The organism is Methylorubrum sp. Q1 (assembly GCF_004683995.1).
In the GTDB taxonomy this organism is placed as follows: domain Bacteria; phylum Pseudomonadota; class Alphaproteobacteria; order Rhizobiales; family Beijerinckiaceae; genus Methylobacterium.
On record NZ_SRHQ01000002.1, the window covers coordinates 86056 to 101136 of the forward strand.

The 15081-nt window shown below is 72.3% G+C and carries 14 protein-coding genes; all 14 read right to left on the reverse strand.

The features are described 5' to 3' along the window. Nucleotides 1-5 precede the first annotated feature (5 nt). The 14 genes from E4V01_RS02320 to E4V01_RS02385 all read right to left on the reverse strand — a co-directional run bounded on the left by E4V01_RS02320 (nt 6) and on the right by E4V01_RS02385 (nt 15080). Entirely contained in the window at nt 6-1274 is a 1269-nt protein-coding gene (locus E4V01_RS02320; protein ID WP_135297261.1) for a phage major capsid protein, read from the reverse strand. A gap of 31 nt (nt 1275-1305) precedes the next feature. After that, a complete protein-coding gene (locus E4V01_RS02325; RefSeq protein WP_135297262.1) occupies nt 1306-1776 on the reverse strand; it encodes an HK97 family phage prohead protease in 471 nt (156 codons plus the stop codon). A 57-nt stretch (nt 1777-1833) separates the two neighbouring features. Then, complete coding sequence (locus E4V01_RS02330; protein WP_135297263.1) at nt 1834-3006, reverse strand: phage portal protein; 1173 nt, start codon at nt 3004-3006, stop codon at nt 1834-1836. A 47-nt stretch (nt 3007-3053) separates the two neighbouring features. Next, a complete protein-coding gene (locus E4V01_RS02335) occupies nt 3054-4319 on the reverse strand; it encodes a DNA-packaging protein (protein WP_135297264.1) in 1266 nt (421 codons plus the stop codon). Beyond that, nucleotides 4282-4710 (reverse strand): hypothetical protein, encoded by a 429-nt coding sequence (locus E4V01_RS02340; protein ID WP_135297265.1) that lies wholly within the window; start codon nt 4708-4710, stop codon nt 4282-4284. The genes E4V01_RS02335 and E4V01_RS02340 overlap by 38 nt, the downstream gene beginning before the upstream one ends. A 423-nt stretch (nt 4711-5133) precedes the next feature. After that, entirely contained in the window at nt 5134-5895 is a 762-nt protein-coding gene (cobJ, locus tag E4V01_RS02345) for a precorrin-3B C(17)-methyltransferase (protein WP_135297266.1), read from the reverse strand. Next, a complete protein-coding gene (locus E4V01_RS02350) occupies nt 5892-6689 on the reverse strand; it encodes a precorrin-2 C(20)-methyltransferase (protein WP_060769108.1) in 798 nt (265 codons plus the stop codon). Before E4V01_RS02350 ends, cobJ begins: the two co-directional genes overlap by 4 nt. Then, the gene (locus E4V01_RS02355; protein ID WP_060769109.1) at nt 6689-7321 is read right to left on the reverse strand and encodes a precorrin-8X methylmutase; all 633 of its coding nucleotides are present in this window, start codon (nt 7319-7321) and stop codon (nt 6689-6691) included. Before E4V01_RS02355 ends, E4V01_RS02350 begins: the two co-directional genes overlap by 1 nt. Continuing rightward, nucleotides 7318-8613, reverse strand: a complete 1296-nt coding sequence (gene cobG / locus E4V01_RS02360) for a precorrin-3B synthase (RefSeq protein WP_135297267.1) — start codon at nt 8611-8613, stop codon at nt 7318-7320. Before cobG ends, E4V01_RS02355 begins: the two co-directional genes overlap by 4 nt. Then, nucleotides 8610-11969: a cobaltochelatase subunit CobN gene (gene cobN / locus E4V01_RS02365; protein WP_135297268.1), complete on the reverse strand. Its 3360-nt coding sequence runs from the start codon at nt 11967-11969 to the stop codon at nt 8610-8612. The genes cobG and cobN overlap by 4 nt, the downstream gene beginning before the upstream one ends. Nucleotides 11970-11982: 13 nt before the next feature. Then, nucleotides 11983-12879: a DUF4349 domain-containing protein gene (locus E4V01_RS02370; RefSeq protein WP_135297269.1), complete on the reverse strand. Its 897-nt coding sequence runs from the start codon at nt 12877-12879 to the stop codon at nt 11983-11985. After that, nucleotides 12876-13910 carry a cobalamin biosynthesis protein CobW gene (gene cobW, locus E4V01_RS02375; RefSeq protein ID WP_060769113.1) on the reverse strand — a complete coding sequence of 345 codons (1035 nt, stop codon included), beginning with the start codon at nt 13908-13910 and terminating at the stop codon, nt 12876-12878. The genes E4V01_RS02370 and cobW overlap by 4 nt, the downstream gene beginning before the upstream one ends. Further along, entirely contained in the window at nt 13907-14314 is a 408-nt protein-coding gene (locus E4V01_RS02380) for a DUF1636 domain-containing protein (protein WP_060769114.1), read from the reverse strand. The genes cobW and E4V01_RS02380 overlap by 4 nt, the downstream gene beginning before the upstream one ends. Further along, complete coding sequence (locus E4V01_RS02385; RefSeq protein ID WP_060769115.1) at nt 14307-15080, reverse strand: CbtA family protein; 774 nt, start codon at nt 15078-15080, stop codon at nt 14307-14309. The genes E4V01_RS02380 and E4V01_RS02385 overlap by 8 nt, the downstream gene beginning before the upstream one ends. Nucleotide 15081: the final 1 nt, after the last annotated feature.

Consider the following 15081-nt stretch of genomic DNA (forward strand, 5'->3'; position numbering starts at 1 on the left):
AACGATCAGGCGGCGAACCGGAGCAGCTTGATCGCGCTGAAGTCCTGCACGCCGCCGCCGACGCGCTTGGTGGTGTAGAACAGCACGTAGGGCTTTGCGGAGTAGGGATCGCGCAGGGTCCGCAAGCCCGCGCGGTCCACGACGAGGTAGCCGCGCTTGAAGTCGCCGAAGGCGATCGAATGGTTGCCGGCGGCGATGTCGGGCATCGCCTCGGCCTCGATCAGCGGAAAGCCCATCAGCGTCGCGGCCCGGTCGGCGGCGAGCGGCGGCTGCCAGAGGTAGTTGCCGTCCGCGTCCTTGAACTTGCGGATCGCGCTCTGCACCCGCCGGTTCATCACGAAGCTCGCGCCCTGGCGATAGCCGGCGCGGAGCGCGTAGATCAGGTCGAACAGCACGTCGCTCGGGTTGCTTGCGGGGAAGGCGCCGGCCGCCCCCGTCGCGATGAAGCCGAGCTTGCCCGAAGCCCAGTTCGCGTTGGCGACGGTGTCGTAGCTGAGAAAGCCCTTCGGCCGGCCGACGCCGTTGCCGGTGACGAAGGCGACGCTCTCCTGCTCGGCGAAGGCCGTCTCGACCTCCTCGGCGAGCCACGCATCGATGTCGAGGACGGCGTCGTCGAGCAGCGTCTGGGTCGCTGCCGGCATGGCGTAGAGTTCCATCGCCGGAAAGCTCAGCTCCGACAGACTCGGCGCATCGGTCTGCGGCCGGGGCGCGGTCTCGGCGACCCAGCCCGCGGCAGGACCGTTGACCGAGACCGCGCGCTTGTACTGGCCGCCGGAGACGAGCCGCACCGTGGCGATGGCGCGGATCGGCGAGATCTCTGCGAGCCGGCGCAGTACCTCGCGCTCGATCGTCGGCGGCACGAGATAGCCGCCATCCGGCCCGGAGCCGGCGGAGAGGGCCTTCTCTTCCAGCCGCTTGAGGCCGGCGCTCTCGCCGGCCCGAACATAAAGGTCGAAGGCCGCCTTGTGCTCGGTGGCAGAGGCGTCACGTACCGGTTCCGCCCCGCCGAGCGGCGGCCGGGCGCGGTCGAGGCTGATCCGGTCGAGGCGGTTCTTCGCCTGATCGAGGGCGGCGTCGATGCGGATGAGCTTCTCCTCCGTCACCACATCCGCGGTGAGCCGGGTCTCGATCTCGGAGAGGCGCACATCATTGGCCTCCTTGAACGCCTCGAAGGCGCGGGCGAACTCGTCGAGCACCGCCTCGGTGCCGAAAGTCGCCGCCTTGTTCTCGGGCAGGCCGATCGGGGCCTTGGTCTCGAAACGCATCTCGGTCATGGCATCCTCGTGGGTGGTGAAAGGCGAAGGCTCAGGCGCGCGCCGCGAGCGGCGGGGCCGCGAGGCGCAGGCGCGGTGGGGCGAAGGGGCGGAGTGCTGCGGCGCGGATCACCCGCGCGTCGGGCTGCAGCGGGAAGGTCACCAGCGAGACCTCCCAGAGATCGACGGCGAGCAGCCGACGCCCGCCTCGCTCAGGCGAAGACCGCATGACGCGAAAGCCGATGGAGAGCCCATCGAGGGCACCCTCGCGCATCAGCGCGTCGATCTCGCGGGCGCGCTGAACCGCGAGGTTGAGCCGACCGGCGACGCGCAGGCCCCGGCCATCCTCCTTGAGGGAGAGCCAGGAGCCGATCGGCTCGGCCGGATCGTGCTGCCACAGCATCCGCACCCCGCCCGCGCCCCGCCGGCCGAGGCTCGCGGCAAACGCCCCTGGCGCGACGGTGTCGCGGCCGAGATCGGGCACGCCGAACAGGCTGGCGTAGCCGGTGAAATGGCCATCCATGACAAGACCTCGACAAGAGGAGTGAAGAGCGGGCTCTGCCCGAATCCCGGCGGGGCCTCAGCCCGGAGAGCCGGTGCCTTGCGCCGGACTTTGGGAAGGATAGCCGACGGCCTCGCGCTTCTCCGCGACCGACAGGAAGTCCGCGCCCTGGACCCGCCGCCAGAGCGACTCGCGCTCGGTCGCCAGCGCCTCGACCGCGTCGAGATCCGGCTCCAATCGAGCGGGGCCGAAGGCGGGTTCCAGCCAGCGAGCCAGCGAATCGGTGGTGCGGCGCACCAGCGGGATCACCGTCTGGCGGTAGAAGGCGCGGTTGGCCTCGGCGTAGTTCGCGTGGGTGTTGTCGCCGGGAAGACCGAGCAACAGCGGCGGCACGCCGAAGGCGAGCGCGATCTCGCGGGCGGCTGCCGCCTTCGCCTCGACGAAGTCCATCTCCTTGGGTGAGAGCGAGAGCGGCCGCCAATCGAGCCCGCCGTCGAGGAGGAGCGGCCGACCGGCATTGGCGCTGCCCTGATAGCTCGTTTCCAGCTCGGCCTTGAGCCGCGTGAACTGCGTGTCGCTCAAGGCGGCGCCGGTCGAGGGCGCGAAGACCAGGGCGCCGGAGGGGCGGGCCGCGTTGTCGAGCAACGCCTTGTTCCAGGCGCCGGCAGCGTTGTGGATGTCGAGCGGCACCGCCGCCGCCTCCATCGGCGAGAGGCCGTAATGGTCATCGAGCGGGTTGAACAGCGTCAGGTGCAGGATCGGCGGCACGGCGCCGGTCTGCTGATAGCGGAGCCGCCGCCCCCCGACACTGTACTCGTAAGCCGCGGGCCAGCCGTCGGCGCCGGCCACGACCTGCATCCGGTCCGGACGCAGAGAGAAGAGTTCACGGGGTCGACCATCGATCTCGACCGCTTCGATGTAGGCATTGCCGGAGACGAGGAGGTGCCCGTAGATCCCGTCGAGGAAGCGCATCCCGCCTTCGCGCGGATTCGGTCGGGCGAGCAACTCCAGCAACGGATGCGCATCCTCGGCGCCGGCGAGCGTCAGCGGCAGGGAGGCCGCGGCTTCGGCGACGAGCCGGACCGAACGGTGGACGACAGCGTTGCGCTGAAAACCCTCGCGGGCCAAAGCGGTGTAATCGCGCGCGGTCCAGATCGCTCGTCCCTCGCCGTAGAGTGCAAAAGCCGCGCTCGCTTTCGCGTCGGGTATGAACCCGGCCGCTTTGGCGAACCGCGCGATGAATCCAGGCATGGCACGCCTCCCGCTTGCAATGTTTCACGTGAAATTAACCGCGGCTGTCAGAGCCGGCGGATGCGCGGCTCGACTGACGGCGCGAGCATCAGGTGCGTGAGCGCCCAGACCAGCGCATCGAGCCGATCCGGCGAGCCGCCCCCAGGCAGACCGCCGGGACCGAAAGCGCACATCTCGTCCTCCAGCGCCGGTAGCGGACCGACATGGCGGACGCGCCCCTGGGCGTAGAGCAGCGAGACCGGCTCGGCCCGCAGCAGCTTGCCCCGCGTCGCCCGCACCGTCGCCACGGGTACGCTCGGATCGGCCTCCGCCAACACCGCGACGACCATCTCGCCGCCCTGGTTGACCTCGGCCACCAGCGCGTCGGCCGCCAAGCCGTGGTACAAAGCCAATGCGGCGCGCGCCCAGACGGCGGGTGCGGCCTGCTCCAAGGTCGCATCGGCCAGCACGTAGGCGGTTCCGTCGGCCGCGAGCCCGGCCGCGACGATGCCGCAGGCGTCTGCCCCGACGCGGGAGGAGGCCGGCGGATCGACGGCGACGGCGATGCGTTGCAGCGGCGGCGCCTCCGAAACACGCGCCCGCTCGATGGAATCACGGGTCCAAAGCGCGTCCGGCCGGTCCTCGATCAGCTCCCCGTCGAGTTCCTGCCGCCCGAGACGGGTGCCGGCGTAGCGGCCGACCACCTCCTCCAAGAAGCTCGGCGCGAGGTTCTGAGCATTGTCGGCCGTGCGGGAGCGCGTCACCACCGTGCGCGGGTCGGCGAGTAGCCGGCGGATCAGCGGCATCGGACGCGGCGTGGTGGTGACGAGACCGCGCGGATGCGTTCCGAGCCGCAGGCCGAACTGAATCATGTCGTAAGTGGCTTCGGCCTCACGCCACTTGGCGACCTCATCGGACCACACGGCACCGAATTGCGGGCCGCGCAGCGAATCCGGCTCCTCGGCGGAGAAGGCCAGCGCCACCGCGCCGTTGCCGAACACCACCCGCCGCCGTGACGGCTGCCAGACCGGCGGCGCACCGCCGAGACGCGGTAGCGCGAGAAGCCCGGACGGCCCCTCGATCATCACGTCGCGCACATCGGCGAAGGTCTCGCCGACGAGGGCGATCCGCGCCACCGGCTCCGGTGAGAAGACCGGATCGCCGAGGGCGAGGCCGCGCACCCATTCGGCGCCGGTCCGGGTTTTTCCGGAGCCGCGCCCCCCGATCACCGCCCAGGTCGTCCAGTGTCCCGGCGGCGGAAGCTGGTCGTGCCGCGCGAGATGAAGCCAATCGGCCTCAAGCAGGCGCAGGTGGTCCGGCGAGAGACGGGTCAAGAATGCTGTCGTCCGGCTCCGCCGCCGCGAATGCAGCATAGCGGCGCGCGATATCCGTGCGCATCGCCACGAGGTCGGCGGCGCGCAGCGGTGGTCGGCTGGCTGCACCATCCGTCCCTCCCTCGCGCGCCGTCCGGTCGGCCGCCTTCATGTCGTCGAGCATGGTCTTCAGACCGCCGAGATCGCGCAGCACTTTCGCGGAATCCAACCCGGCCGGTGGTGCCTCGGTATCGAGTGCCGCATCGAAGCGTGCGATCTGCCGTTCGATATGGGCGCGCAATTGCGCCCGCAGCTGCCGGGCATCTGGCACGCGCTTGCGGGCTTTCTTGGAACTTGGCTTCGAAGGAGCGGCCGGCTCGGCTTCACTGCGTGGCTCGGAGGGGGCCGGCATCGCGGTGTCTCCATCCACACTTCTTGAGCGTGCCCTTTACCTACATGAGGAGCGTCGCGGTGTCAATACATAAATTCCTATAATTGCCGAAATCAAGGAATTTGGTCAGGAAGCATGCGTCCGCGGCGTGTGGGTGCCGTCGTTCCGGGCACGCCCGGCTATGAATTTTTCCATAAAACAGGAACGCCAACCGAGCCTCATCGGTAGATAAGCTAAGGAGTGCGCGTCACCGCCTCCATCACACGGGAGACAGCACGGTGCTCAAAGGTGGACTTCTCTGGTTGATCGGCATTCCGCTGCCGATCATTCTTCTACTGTGGTTCTTCAACGTGTTCTAAAGCTTGGGTCGCACCGGATTCGGGGGCTTGAACCTCTCGGAACGACACATCCTTCGATTGAAGAAGCGCTGCGGAGGCGTCCGCGTCAGAGCGTGACGCTCCGCGGCGTGTAGACGAAGGGCAGACGCCCTTCCCGCTCGATCAGCCGCGTCGTGGCGGCGCCGATGATGACCATGGTCGCCATATCGGCCGGCGCGGTGCGGGCCTCGTTCAGGGTCAGTACCCGCAACGCTTCGTCCGGCCGTGTCACGGCGCGGGCGAAGATGACCGGCGTCGTGGCAGGCAGGATCTCGGCAGCGAGCGCCAGCGCCCGGCCGAGCTGCCACGGCCGCGCCGAGGAGATCGGATTGTAGAGGGCGACGCTGAGCCCTGCCCGCAGCACCGCTTCGAGCCGGGCGGTCACGACCTCCCAGGGCTTGAGGTTGTCGGAGAGCGAGATCGCGCAGAAATCACCGCCGAGCGGCGCGCCGAGACGGGCTGCGGCAGCGAGCATCGCGGTAATGCCGGGCTCAACCCGGATATCGAGATCGCGCCAGTCCGCGGGTCCGTGCTCGACCGCCTCGAACACGGCGGCGGCCATGGCGAACACGCCGGGATCGCCGCCCGACACCACCGCGACATGCCGGCCGGCAACGGCGAGTTCGAGGGCATGCCGGGCGCGGTCCACCTCGACCCGGTTGTCGCTGGCGTGGCGGGTCAGTCCCGCGCGCTCCGGCACGCGGGCGACGTAGGGGATGTAACCGATCAGATCCTGCGCCCGGTCGAGGGCGGCGCGCGCCGATTCGGTGAGCAGGCGCGGATCACCGGGCCCGAGGCCGATGATCGTGACGCTTCCCGGATCGCTCACGGGCGGCGGCCCTCTCCGGGCACCAGCACCATGGAGAAGTAGGGCGCGACGTCGTCCTCCTTCTCGGCCAGCGGCACCACCCGCTCGCCGGCCATGGTGCCGCGCTCGACATAGACCGCGCGGGCGAGAAAGCCGGTCTCGGCCAGCACGCCGCGCACCTTCGGCAGGTGCCGGCCGAGCTTCATGATGACGGCCGCATCCGTACCCTTCAGCCGCTCCACCAGCGCCTCGCGCGGCAGCGTCGCCGGCAGAATGGTGAGCACGTCGTCGCCCCAGGTGATCGGCGTGCCGGCGCGGGTCCAGCAGCCGGACATGCCGGTGACGCCGGGGATCACCTCGACGGGGAAGCGGTCCTTGAGGCGCCGCCACAGATGCATGAACGATCCGTAGAAGAAGGGGTCGCCCTCCGACAGGATCGCCACGTCGCGGCCCGCACCGAGATGGTCGGCGAGCCGTCCCGCCGCCTCGTCGTAGAAGCCGGCCAGAGCCGCGACGTATTCCGGGTGATCGGGGTGAAGCTCGGTGGTGTAGGGATAGGCCAGCGGAAACTCGCGGGTGGGATCGCACATCACCGCGTCGGCGATGGTGCGGGCGTTGCCGCGCTTGCCCCGCTTGCAGAAGTGGACGAGCACGGGGGCGTGCTCCAGCACCCGCATCGCCTTCACGGTGAGGAAATCCGGATCGCCCGGCCCCATGCCGACGCCGTAGAGCGTACCGGTTCTGGCCGCGGCGGGGGTCTCGCCCGCGCCGTCCGTGGTCTCGGCCGGGGCGTCGATGCGCACGCTCCCCTCCATCACTCGATCTCGTTCGCGAGCGCGTTGACGGCGGCCGCCGTCATGGCGCTGCCGCCGCGGCGGCCATGGACCACGACGAAGGGCACGCGCCCGTCCCGCGCCAGCGCCTCCTTGGATTCCGCCGCGCCGACGAAGCCGACGGGGATGCCGATCACCGCCGCCGGGGGGGCGACGCCCTCGTCCAGCAGTTCGAGCAGGCGGAACAGGGCGGTCGGCGCATTGCCGACGGCGACGACGCTGCCGGGCAAATGCGCGCGCCACAGCTCCATCGCCGCGGCCGAACGGGTGGTGCCCATCTCCACCGCCAGCCCCGGCACCCGCGGATCGCCGAGCGTGCAGATCACCTCGTTCTTCACCGGCAGCCGGGCGCGGGTCACGCCGTCGGCGACCATGCGCACGTCGCACAGGATCGGCGCGCCGGCCTTCAGAGCCGCCTCGCCGGCCGCAGCGAAATCCTCCGACATCTCCACGTCGCGCGGCAGGTCGGTCATGCCGCAGGCATGGATCATCCGCACCACCACGCGCTCGGCCGCGCCGGACCAGCGGGCGAGATCGGATTCGGCGCGGATCATCGCGAAGGAGCGCGCGTAGATCGCGCCGCCGTCGCGGATGTAGTCGTGGCGGGCACTCATCTCACGTCGTCCTGAAACACGGGGTCCAGCGCCGGAAGCCCGGCGGCTGCGGCCTTCCTTATCCGGTCCAGCGCCACCTCGAAAGCGAGACGCGTTGCCGGCTCGGCGGAGGGGGGCCCGGCGAGCACCACGTCGTAGGCGCCGTCGCGGCCCACCAGGGTCAGATCCGCGGGGCCCGGATGGGCGCAGCCCTTGGCGCAGCCCGAGACATGAGCGGTGAGGCCGGCCAGCGGCGCCAGCGCCTGCGCCAGCCGGGCGGCGTGGTCGGGCACCGGGGTCGTGCCGGAGCGGCAGGCCGGCGCACCGGGACAGGCGGCGACCCGGCGGCGCGGATCGTCCGGCGTCACGATGAAGCCGGCCCGCGCCAATTCGGCCTGGAGGACCGCGGCGCGGCGCGCGGGAACGAGGAGGGCGAGGCCGCGCTCCGCGCTCAGCCGCACGTCCTGCGCCCCGGCCAGCGCGGCGACCTGTTCCAGCCGATCCGCGGTGCAGCGGCCGAACGGCGCCTGGACGAGGAGCGCCGCTCTGTCCGCGGTCAGGGCGGCCAGCCCCGGCGCGGCCGGAGCAGGAGCCGGCGCGAGCGGCGTCGGCTCGAACGGGAAGAAGCCGGCCACCGCTGCAATCACGGCCCGTCCGTGGGCGTCGAGGTCGCGCATCCGGCGTCCGCCGATCTCGGCGAAGACGGCGAGCGCAAGGCCGATGGCGCCCGCCGCCTGTTGCTCGGGCAGCACGCCGCAGCGCAGGGGTCCGGTTTCGGTCGCAAGGCCGAAGGCCACCTGCCCCTGCCCCTGCCTCTGCCCTTCGGCGAACAGGAAGAAATCGGCCTCGACCGTGCCGAGACCGTGGGCGCCGCCGCCATCGATCGCCACCAGCGTCTTGGGTGGCAGGCCCGGCACGGCGAGCCCCGCCGCCTCCACCGCGCGGGCGAGCGCCGGCACGTCGATCTGTTCCGTGGGATCGAGGCCGGCGAGCGGCGCCGTCAGGGTCAGGCGCTGCGGGCCGCCATCGTCGCGGGTGTCGCCGAGGCCGGCTTCCGCGAGGGCGCAGGCGAGCGGCGCGGCGCTCGCCTCGCTGACGCCGCGGATCTGGAGGTTGCCGCGGGCGGTCACGTCGATATGGCCGTTGCCGTGGGCCCGCGCGCCGTCCGCCACCGCGCGCAATTGCGCCGGCGTCAGGCGCCCGAGCGGCGGGTGGACGCGGGCGAGCAGCCCGTCGCCGGTCGGCATCGGCCGGGCGAGCGAGGGGCACCAGCCGCGGCGCGCGCCCTCGGGCAGGGTGCGGCGGGCGCTCATTCGGCGGCCATCATTTCGTCGGCCGGCGCCGCGTTGCGCCGGCTCTGCCACAGGCCGCGGGCGCGCAATTCGTCGAAGCGCTCGAGGATGGCGCGGGTCGCCTCCGGGTTGGCGGCCTTCAGGGCATCGAAGGTTTCCGGGTCGGCGATCCAGGCGCCGTAGAGCCGGTCGAGATCTTGGCTCGACACCGCATCGGTCGCGGCGGCGAGCACGAACACCGCATCGATGCCTTGCGCGAATTCCTGCGCGCCGCGGTAGCCGTGGCGGAGCTGCGCCGCGATCCAGCGCGGATGGCCGAGCCGGCCGCGGATCAGCCGGGCGACGTCCTCGCGGGCGGTGCGGGTGCGCGGCGCCTCCGGATTCGAAACGTCGAGGCTGTAGAGCGCGGGCGCCCTCCCCTCGAACGAGGCGGCGGCAAAGAATCCGCCCATGGCGTCGGCGGCGGCGTCGCCGTCGAGCAGGTCGCGCTCGGCGACGTCGAAGGCGTGGACATAGGCGTCCGCCGCCGCGACGCGGGCGGCGAAATCCGCGTCCGCGCCTTCCGCGTCGCCGTAGGCATGGGTGGTGGCGGCAAGGTAGGCGGCACCGAGATCGGTCCGGCCTTCCCAAGCGCCGTCGAGGGCGGTCTCGGCCGTCCCCGCGCCGTAGCGGCCGGGCGCGGCGCCGTAGATGCGGGCGGCGGACTCGCCCCGGCGACGGGCGGCGGCAAGCGGGTTCTCCTCGTCCTCCTCCTCGCGGGCAGCGACGGCCCGCGCGGCGCGGTCGAGCAGCGCCAGGGTCTCGGGAAAGGTGTCGCGGAACGCGCCGGAGACGCGGCAGGTCACGTCGATGCGCGGCCGGTCGAGGAGGGCCAGCGGCAGCACCTCGAAGCCGGTGACGCGGGTCGAGGCATGGTCCCAGACCGGGCGCACGCCCATCAGGGCGAGCGCATGCGCCACGTCCTCGCCGCCGGTGCGGAGCGTCGGCGAGGCCCAGAGATCCATGACGATGCGGGCCGGGTACTCGCCCTCGTCCTGAAGGTAGCGGCGCACCACCGCATCCGCGGCCTTGCTGCCGAGCATCGTCGCGGCGCGCGTCGGCAGGGCGCGCGGGTCGAGGGTCGTCAGGTTGCGGCCGGTGGGCATCACGTCCTGGCGCCCGCGCGAGGGCGAGCCGGCCGGGCCCGGCGCGACGAAGCGGCCGTCGAGCGCCGCGGCGAGCGCGGCGCGCTCCGCCTCGGCGCTGGCGCGAACCGGCTCGGTGGCCTCGGCGGGCGCGCGGCCGAACACGTGCAGGCCATCGCGAAACGGGGTCTCGCCGAGGTCGCACAGATGCGCGTCGAGCGCGGTCAGCGCGTCGGCCATCGGCGTGTCGCCATCGACGCCCGCGCCTTCGAGCAGGCCGGCGGAGGCCGCCTCGTCAAGGATCGCCGTGGCGATCAGTCCGGCCCGGCGCGGATCGAGCACGCTGGCGGCAGAGTATTCCTCGACCAGTTCGCGCAGCGCCGCGGCCTCGGGGGTGAGCCCGGCCGCCTCGACGGTGGGAGTGAGGTGGCCCAGCGCAATCCCGCCGAGCCGGCGCTTGAGCGGCGCGGCCTCGCCGGGATCGTCGACGATGAAGGGATAGACCACCGGCAGCGCCCCGACGGCCAGGGCTGGCCAACAATCCGGCGACAGCGCCACCGCCTTGCCGGGCAGCCACTCGGTGGTGCCGTGGGTGCCGAGATGGATCAGCGCGTCGAATGCTCTCCGAACGCCGAGGTAGAAGGCGAGGTAGGCGTGGGTCGGCGGCTCGTCGGGGTCATGGTAGCCGGCCTTGCGATCGGTGCTCCGGCCGCGGTCGGGCTGTAGGAACAGGGTGAGGCCGGCCTCAAACTCACGCGACGGGTCGCCGAAGCCCTGTCCCTGGGCGCGGGGCGAGGGGGTCCGAGTTGCGGCCGCGCGCACCATCCGGAACCGGAACGCCCCGTCGCGGCAGGCCGGATCGTCCTTCGGCGCGCCCCAGCGCTCCACCAGTTCCGCCCGGCGCTCTTCCGGCAATCCCCCGAACCACGCCGCGTACTCGGCCAGCGATACCGAAAAGCCCGGTTCGCCCTCCGTCAGTGCCGCCATCAGCGTGCCCGCCTCCGGCAGGTCGCCCGCGGCGAACCCCACCGCCGCGAGGTCGGCGGCGATGGCGCGGGCGCTTTCCGGCGTGTCGAGGCCGACCGCGTAGCCGGCGCGGCCGCCGCGGGCGGGATAATCGGAGAGCACCATCGCCAGCCGGCGCTGCTCGCGCGGCGTTCGACGCAGGCGGATCCAGGCGGCGGCGCGCTCGGCGAGCGCGGCGATGCCGGCGGGATCGGGCACCGCGCGGCGCTCCGAAAAGCCCTCGACCGCCGCGGCCTCCTCCTTGAACGAGATCGGGAAGCCCGAGAGCCGCCCGTCGAATTCCGGCAAAGCCACCTGCATGGCGAGGTCGGACGCGTTCATGCCCCGGCCCGAGGCGGCCCAGGCGTCGCGGGGCGCGCCGATCGTGTAGGCCTGGATCACCGGGCAATCGGCGGCATCGAGCACGAAACCGGCATCGTCGCGGGCGGAGAAGGCGGTGGCGGCGAGCACGATGTCCGGGCCGCGCAGGGCCAGCGCCGCGCGCAAGGTCGCCACGGCCTCCGGATCCTTCAGGCTCGACACCGCGAGCGTGACGCTGCCGATGCCGCGCTCGGTCAGCGCGGCGGCAAGCTGCACGGCCGGCGCCGTCTCGCCGGAGAGCACCGCCGAGCGGTAGACCAGCAGCAGCGCCAGCGGGCCCGGCCCGGCGGCCCGCATCGCCCTCTCAAGCGCGACGGGCCCGCAGCCGGGGCACCACGCGAAGCCCCGCGGCAGCGCCTTCGGCGGCGCGGGTTCGAAAGCGGCGCCGGCCTCCGCCGCGAGGCTGCGCAGCAGGTTCTTCAGGTTCTCCGGGCCGCCCGCGCGAAAATAGGCATCGAGGCGGATGCAGGTCTCGGGCGGCAGGGTCGAGAACGCGTCGAGGCGCGGATCCGGCCGGTCGTCACCGGGCAAAACCGCAAGTTTGACCCCCTGCGCCCGTGCCGTCGCGGCGGCCCGCTCGATGCCGTAGCGCCAATAGTCGAGCCCGCCGAGGCAGCGGATCACGCAGATCCTGGCGCGGGCGATCACCGCATCGACGTAGAGATCGACCGACATCGGGTGGCGCAGTTGCGCCATCTTGGCGAGCCGCAGCGAGGGCAGCCCGGGCTCGTCCGCGTGGGCCCGGGCGACGGCCGCGAGGTCCGTATCGGTAAATGACAGAAAGACGATGTCGCCCGGGCTCTGGCCGAGATCGACCGCCGCCTCGCCCTCGTCGAGGGAGACCGTATCGAGGCGGATCAGGTGCATGGCGCGGGCGCCCTCACGGCTCCGATTGGACGCGCGCCGGATGGGCCCGCTTGCGCCGGATGCGCCAGACCAGCCGGAGGAGCAAGGCGGCAAAAAGGACGATCGGCAGCCAGGGCAGGCTCGCGACGGTGAAGCGGAGGGCCGAGGCCGCGCTCTCGCCGAGGATCGGGCCGCTGCGGGCCCAGACCTCCTGCACCGGGGCGAAGGCGCCGGCCCGCGCCCGGCTGGTGCGGAAATCGACCGTGACGATCTCGGTGTCCACGCGCTCGTCGAGGCCGCGGCGCGTCCCTTCCGCCTCCTCGATCTGGCTCTGGACCTGCGCCAGTTCCCCCGCGATCTTGATCAGATCCTCGGCCCGGTTGTCCGGCTTCTCGGCGAGCGCGGTCAGGCGGGTGCGGTAATCGTTGAGCTGGGCCAGCCGCCGGCCGGTATCGGCGATGGAGGCCGTCAGATCCTCGGCGCGGGTCGCCTGCTCGATCAGCACGACATCGCCCGCCGCCTCGCCCGGCAGGGGCGCGGTGACGGAGGCGACGTAAGGAGCGACCGCGGCATGCGGCAGCCGCACCTGAACCTGCGCCTGCGGCTGGCGCGTGCCGCCGCCGTCGCGGATCGAGGAACTCAACAGCGTGCAGGTCGCGGCCGCGTCGAGGCAGCGGTCGCGGGCGGCGGCGAAGTGCGGCGCCACCCGGTCCGGCCCGAGGCCGACGGTGAGATCGTGGCGGTAGGCGAGCTTGGCCGTGCTCCCCTCGCGCGCGGCGGGGACGAAGGGCGCGGGCGCAGGAGCCTGGGCCATCCGCATCGCCCCGTCCGCCTCATGCCGGCTGTCGGAACAGCCGGCGAGAAGGGCGAGGACGGGGACCGCGAGCCAAAGCCCGCGCGGCAGCCGGCCTGCGGCTTCGCCCCGGCTCATCCGCGCAGGGCGGCGGCGACCGCGTCCTGATCGAAGCCCTTCAGGCCGATGACGACGAGGCGTCCGTCGCGGGGCTCCGCGCCCTTCCACGGGCGGTCGTAATGGGAGGCGACGCGCCGGCCGACACCCTGCACCACGAGGCGCATCGGCTTGCCCTTCACTTCGGCGAAGCCCTTGATGCGCAACACGCCCTCGGTCTCGGCCGCCTTCTCCACGCGGGCGGAAAGATCTTCCGGGCTGCCGGCGATGCCGACGGGGATCGCGACCGATTCGAAATCGTCGTGGTCGTGATCCTCGCCCTCGCCGTGATGCGAGGGGCGCGCGTCGAGGTCGTCTTCCGCCCCCGCACCGATGCCGAGCAGCACAAGCGGGTCGAGGCGGCCGTGCTCGGTCTCGACGATCTCGACGGCGCGCGGCAGGTGCGCCTGGATGTCGGCGCGGACCTTATCGCGGCCCGCCGCGTCGAGGAGATCCGCCTTGTTGAGCACCACGAGGTCGGCGCAGAGGATCTGGTCCTCGAACACCTCCTCCAGCGGATTGTCGTGATCGACCGATTGATCCGCCGCGCGCTGGTTGGCGAGGGCGTCGGGGTCCTCGGCGAACATCCCCGCGGCGACCGCCGGGCCGTCCACCACGGCGACCACGCCGTCCACGGTGACCCGCGAGCGGATCGCCGGCCACTGGAAGGCCTGGACCAGAGGCTTGGGCAGGGCGAGGCCGGAGGTCTCGATCAGGATGTGCTCCGGCGGCTCGGGCCGGTCGAGCAGCTTGGTCAGCGCCGGCACGAAATCGTCGGCCACGGTGCAGCAGATGCAGCCGTTGGGCAGCTCCACCACTGAATCCTCGTTGCAGCCCTCGATGCCGCAGGCGGCGAGGAACGAGCCGTCGAAGCCGAGATCGCCGAACTCGTTGACGATGATGGCGAGCCGGCGCCCGCGGGCGTTCTCGACGGTGTGGCGCACGAGCGTCGTCTTGCCGGCGCCGAGGAAGCCGGTGACGATGGTGCAGGGAATTTTTTCGACGAGGCTCATGATGGGGTCTCCCCTCGGGCCGCCTTGAGCGGCGGGATGCGGGCGACGACGCCCTTGCGAAACGCCTCCGGCCGTTCGCGCCAGGGCACGACGCCGTCGGGGGTCTCGAGGTAGCGACGCAGACCCGCCAGGATAGTGCGGGCGGAAGCTTCGGGGTCTTCGAGCGCGTCGAAGTCGCCGTAGACGTAGGTCCAGCGGTCGGGCGAGACGACCGCGACGGTGCAGGGCCGCTTGCAGACCGAGAGGCACTCGGCGCCCTCGATCGTCAGGCCCGGCACGGGCTCGCGCCCGACTTCCGCCAGCAGCGCGGCGAGGAGCTTGGCCCCGGCGCGCGGCTCGGAGACATCGCCCGCCGCGCGGCAGGTGGTGCAGACCGACAGGATGGCGGTATCGGGATCAGGCATTCGCACGGGCACCCGCCTCGCGGCCGAACAGGCCCCAGGCCCAGCCATAGGCGAGCCCGATCACCGCCCAGAACACGAAGCCGATGGCCAGCGAGCGCGCGGCGAACTGCGCGGCCGTGGCCGGCGGCACCTGCGAGGAGACGGTGTCGATCGATTGCGGCGCGCCTGCGAGATGCGGCGCGACGATGAGAACGAGGCCGCCCAGAATCGTCAGCGGCACCCGCCGCACGGCGATCAGGTAGAGGCCGAGCCCGGTCGCCACCACCGTCATGAGCCACCACGACTGGCGCAGCACGAGCGGCGCCGCGCCCATGCCGGGCAGTTCCGGCGGCAGGCCGATGGCGGGGGCCAGCGCCACCGCGAGGAAGCCGGCGATGCCGACGACGAGTCCGCCCTGGGGGGTCGGCTCGCGGCGGAGAGCCAGCATCACCGCCGCGAGCAGCAGCGCGTAGCCGACGCCGCCGACCAGCGTGGCGAGCCCGGTGAAGGCCATGCGCTGCAGGCCCGGCGCGGGCTGCCATTCGTCGGCCGTGCCGTGGTCGTGCCCGCCCTCGCCGTGGCTGTGCTGGGATGGCGCATGCGCCGGCACGATCAGGGCGGCGAAGGGGGAATCGGGGGACGGCGCGAGGGCGGCATGCGCGCCCTCGCCTTCATAGGTCTCCGCCTGAAGGATCAGCGGGGAGGTCAGCGTGAGCTGCAGGCCCGTCGCGACGACGGACGCGAGGAAGCCGGCGACAAGCGCCGCCGACAGCAACCGGATGATCATG

Coding starts and splice junctions, on each gene's coding strand:
- cobG (WP_135297267.1), bottom strand. CDS start 8,613: ATGAGCGCCCGCCGCACCCTGCCCGAGGGCGCGCGCCGCGGCTGGTGC.
- E4V01_RS02355 (WP_060769109.1), bottom strand. CDS start 7,321: ATGAGTGCCCGCCACGACTACATCCGCGACGGCGGCGCGATCTACGCG.
- E4V01_RS02385 (WP_060769115.1), bottom strand. CDS start 15,080: ATGATCATCCGGTTGCTGTCGGCGGCGCTTGTCGCCGGCTTCCTCGCG.
- E4V01_RS02330 (WP_135297263.1), bottom strand. CDS start 3,006: ATGCCTGGATTCATCGCGCGGTTCGCCAAAGCGGCCGGGTTCATACCC.
- E4V01_RS02380 (WP_060769114.1), bottom strand. CDS start 14,314: ATGCCTGATCCCGATACCGCCATCCTGTCGGTCTGCACCACCTGCCGC.
- E4V01_RS02370 (WP_135297269.1), bottom strand. CDS start 12,879: ATGAGCCGGGGCGAAGCCGCAGGCCGGCTGCCGCGCGGGCTTTGGCTC.
- cobN (WP_135297268.1), bottom strand. CDS start 11,969: ATGCACCTGATCCGCCTCGATACGGTCTCCCTCGACGAGGGCGAGGCG.
- E4V01_RS02350 (WP_060769108.1), bottom strand. CDS start 6,689: ATGGAGGGGAGCGTGCGCATCGACGCCCCGGCCGAGACCACGGACGGC.
- E4V01_RS02340 (WP_135297265.1), bottom strand. CDS start 4,710: ATGCCGGCCCCCTCCGAGCCACGCAGTGAAGCCGAGCCGGCCGCTCCT.
- E4V01_RS02320 (WP_135297261.1), bottom strand. CDS start 1,274: ATGACCGAGATGCGTTTCGAGACCAAGGCCCCGATCGGCCTGCCCGAG.
- E4V01_RS02325 (WP_135297262.1), bottom strand. CDS start 1,776: ATGGATGGCCATTTCACCGGCTACGCCAGCCTGTTCGGCGTGCCCGAT.
- cobW (WP_060769113.1), bottom strand. CDS start 13,910: ATGAGCCTCGTCGAAAAAATTCCCTGCACCATCGTCACCGGCTTCCTC.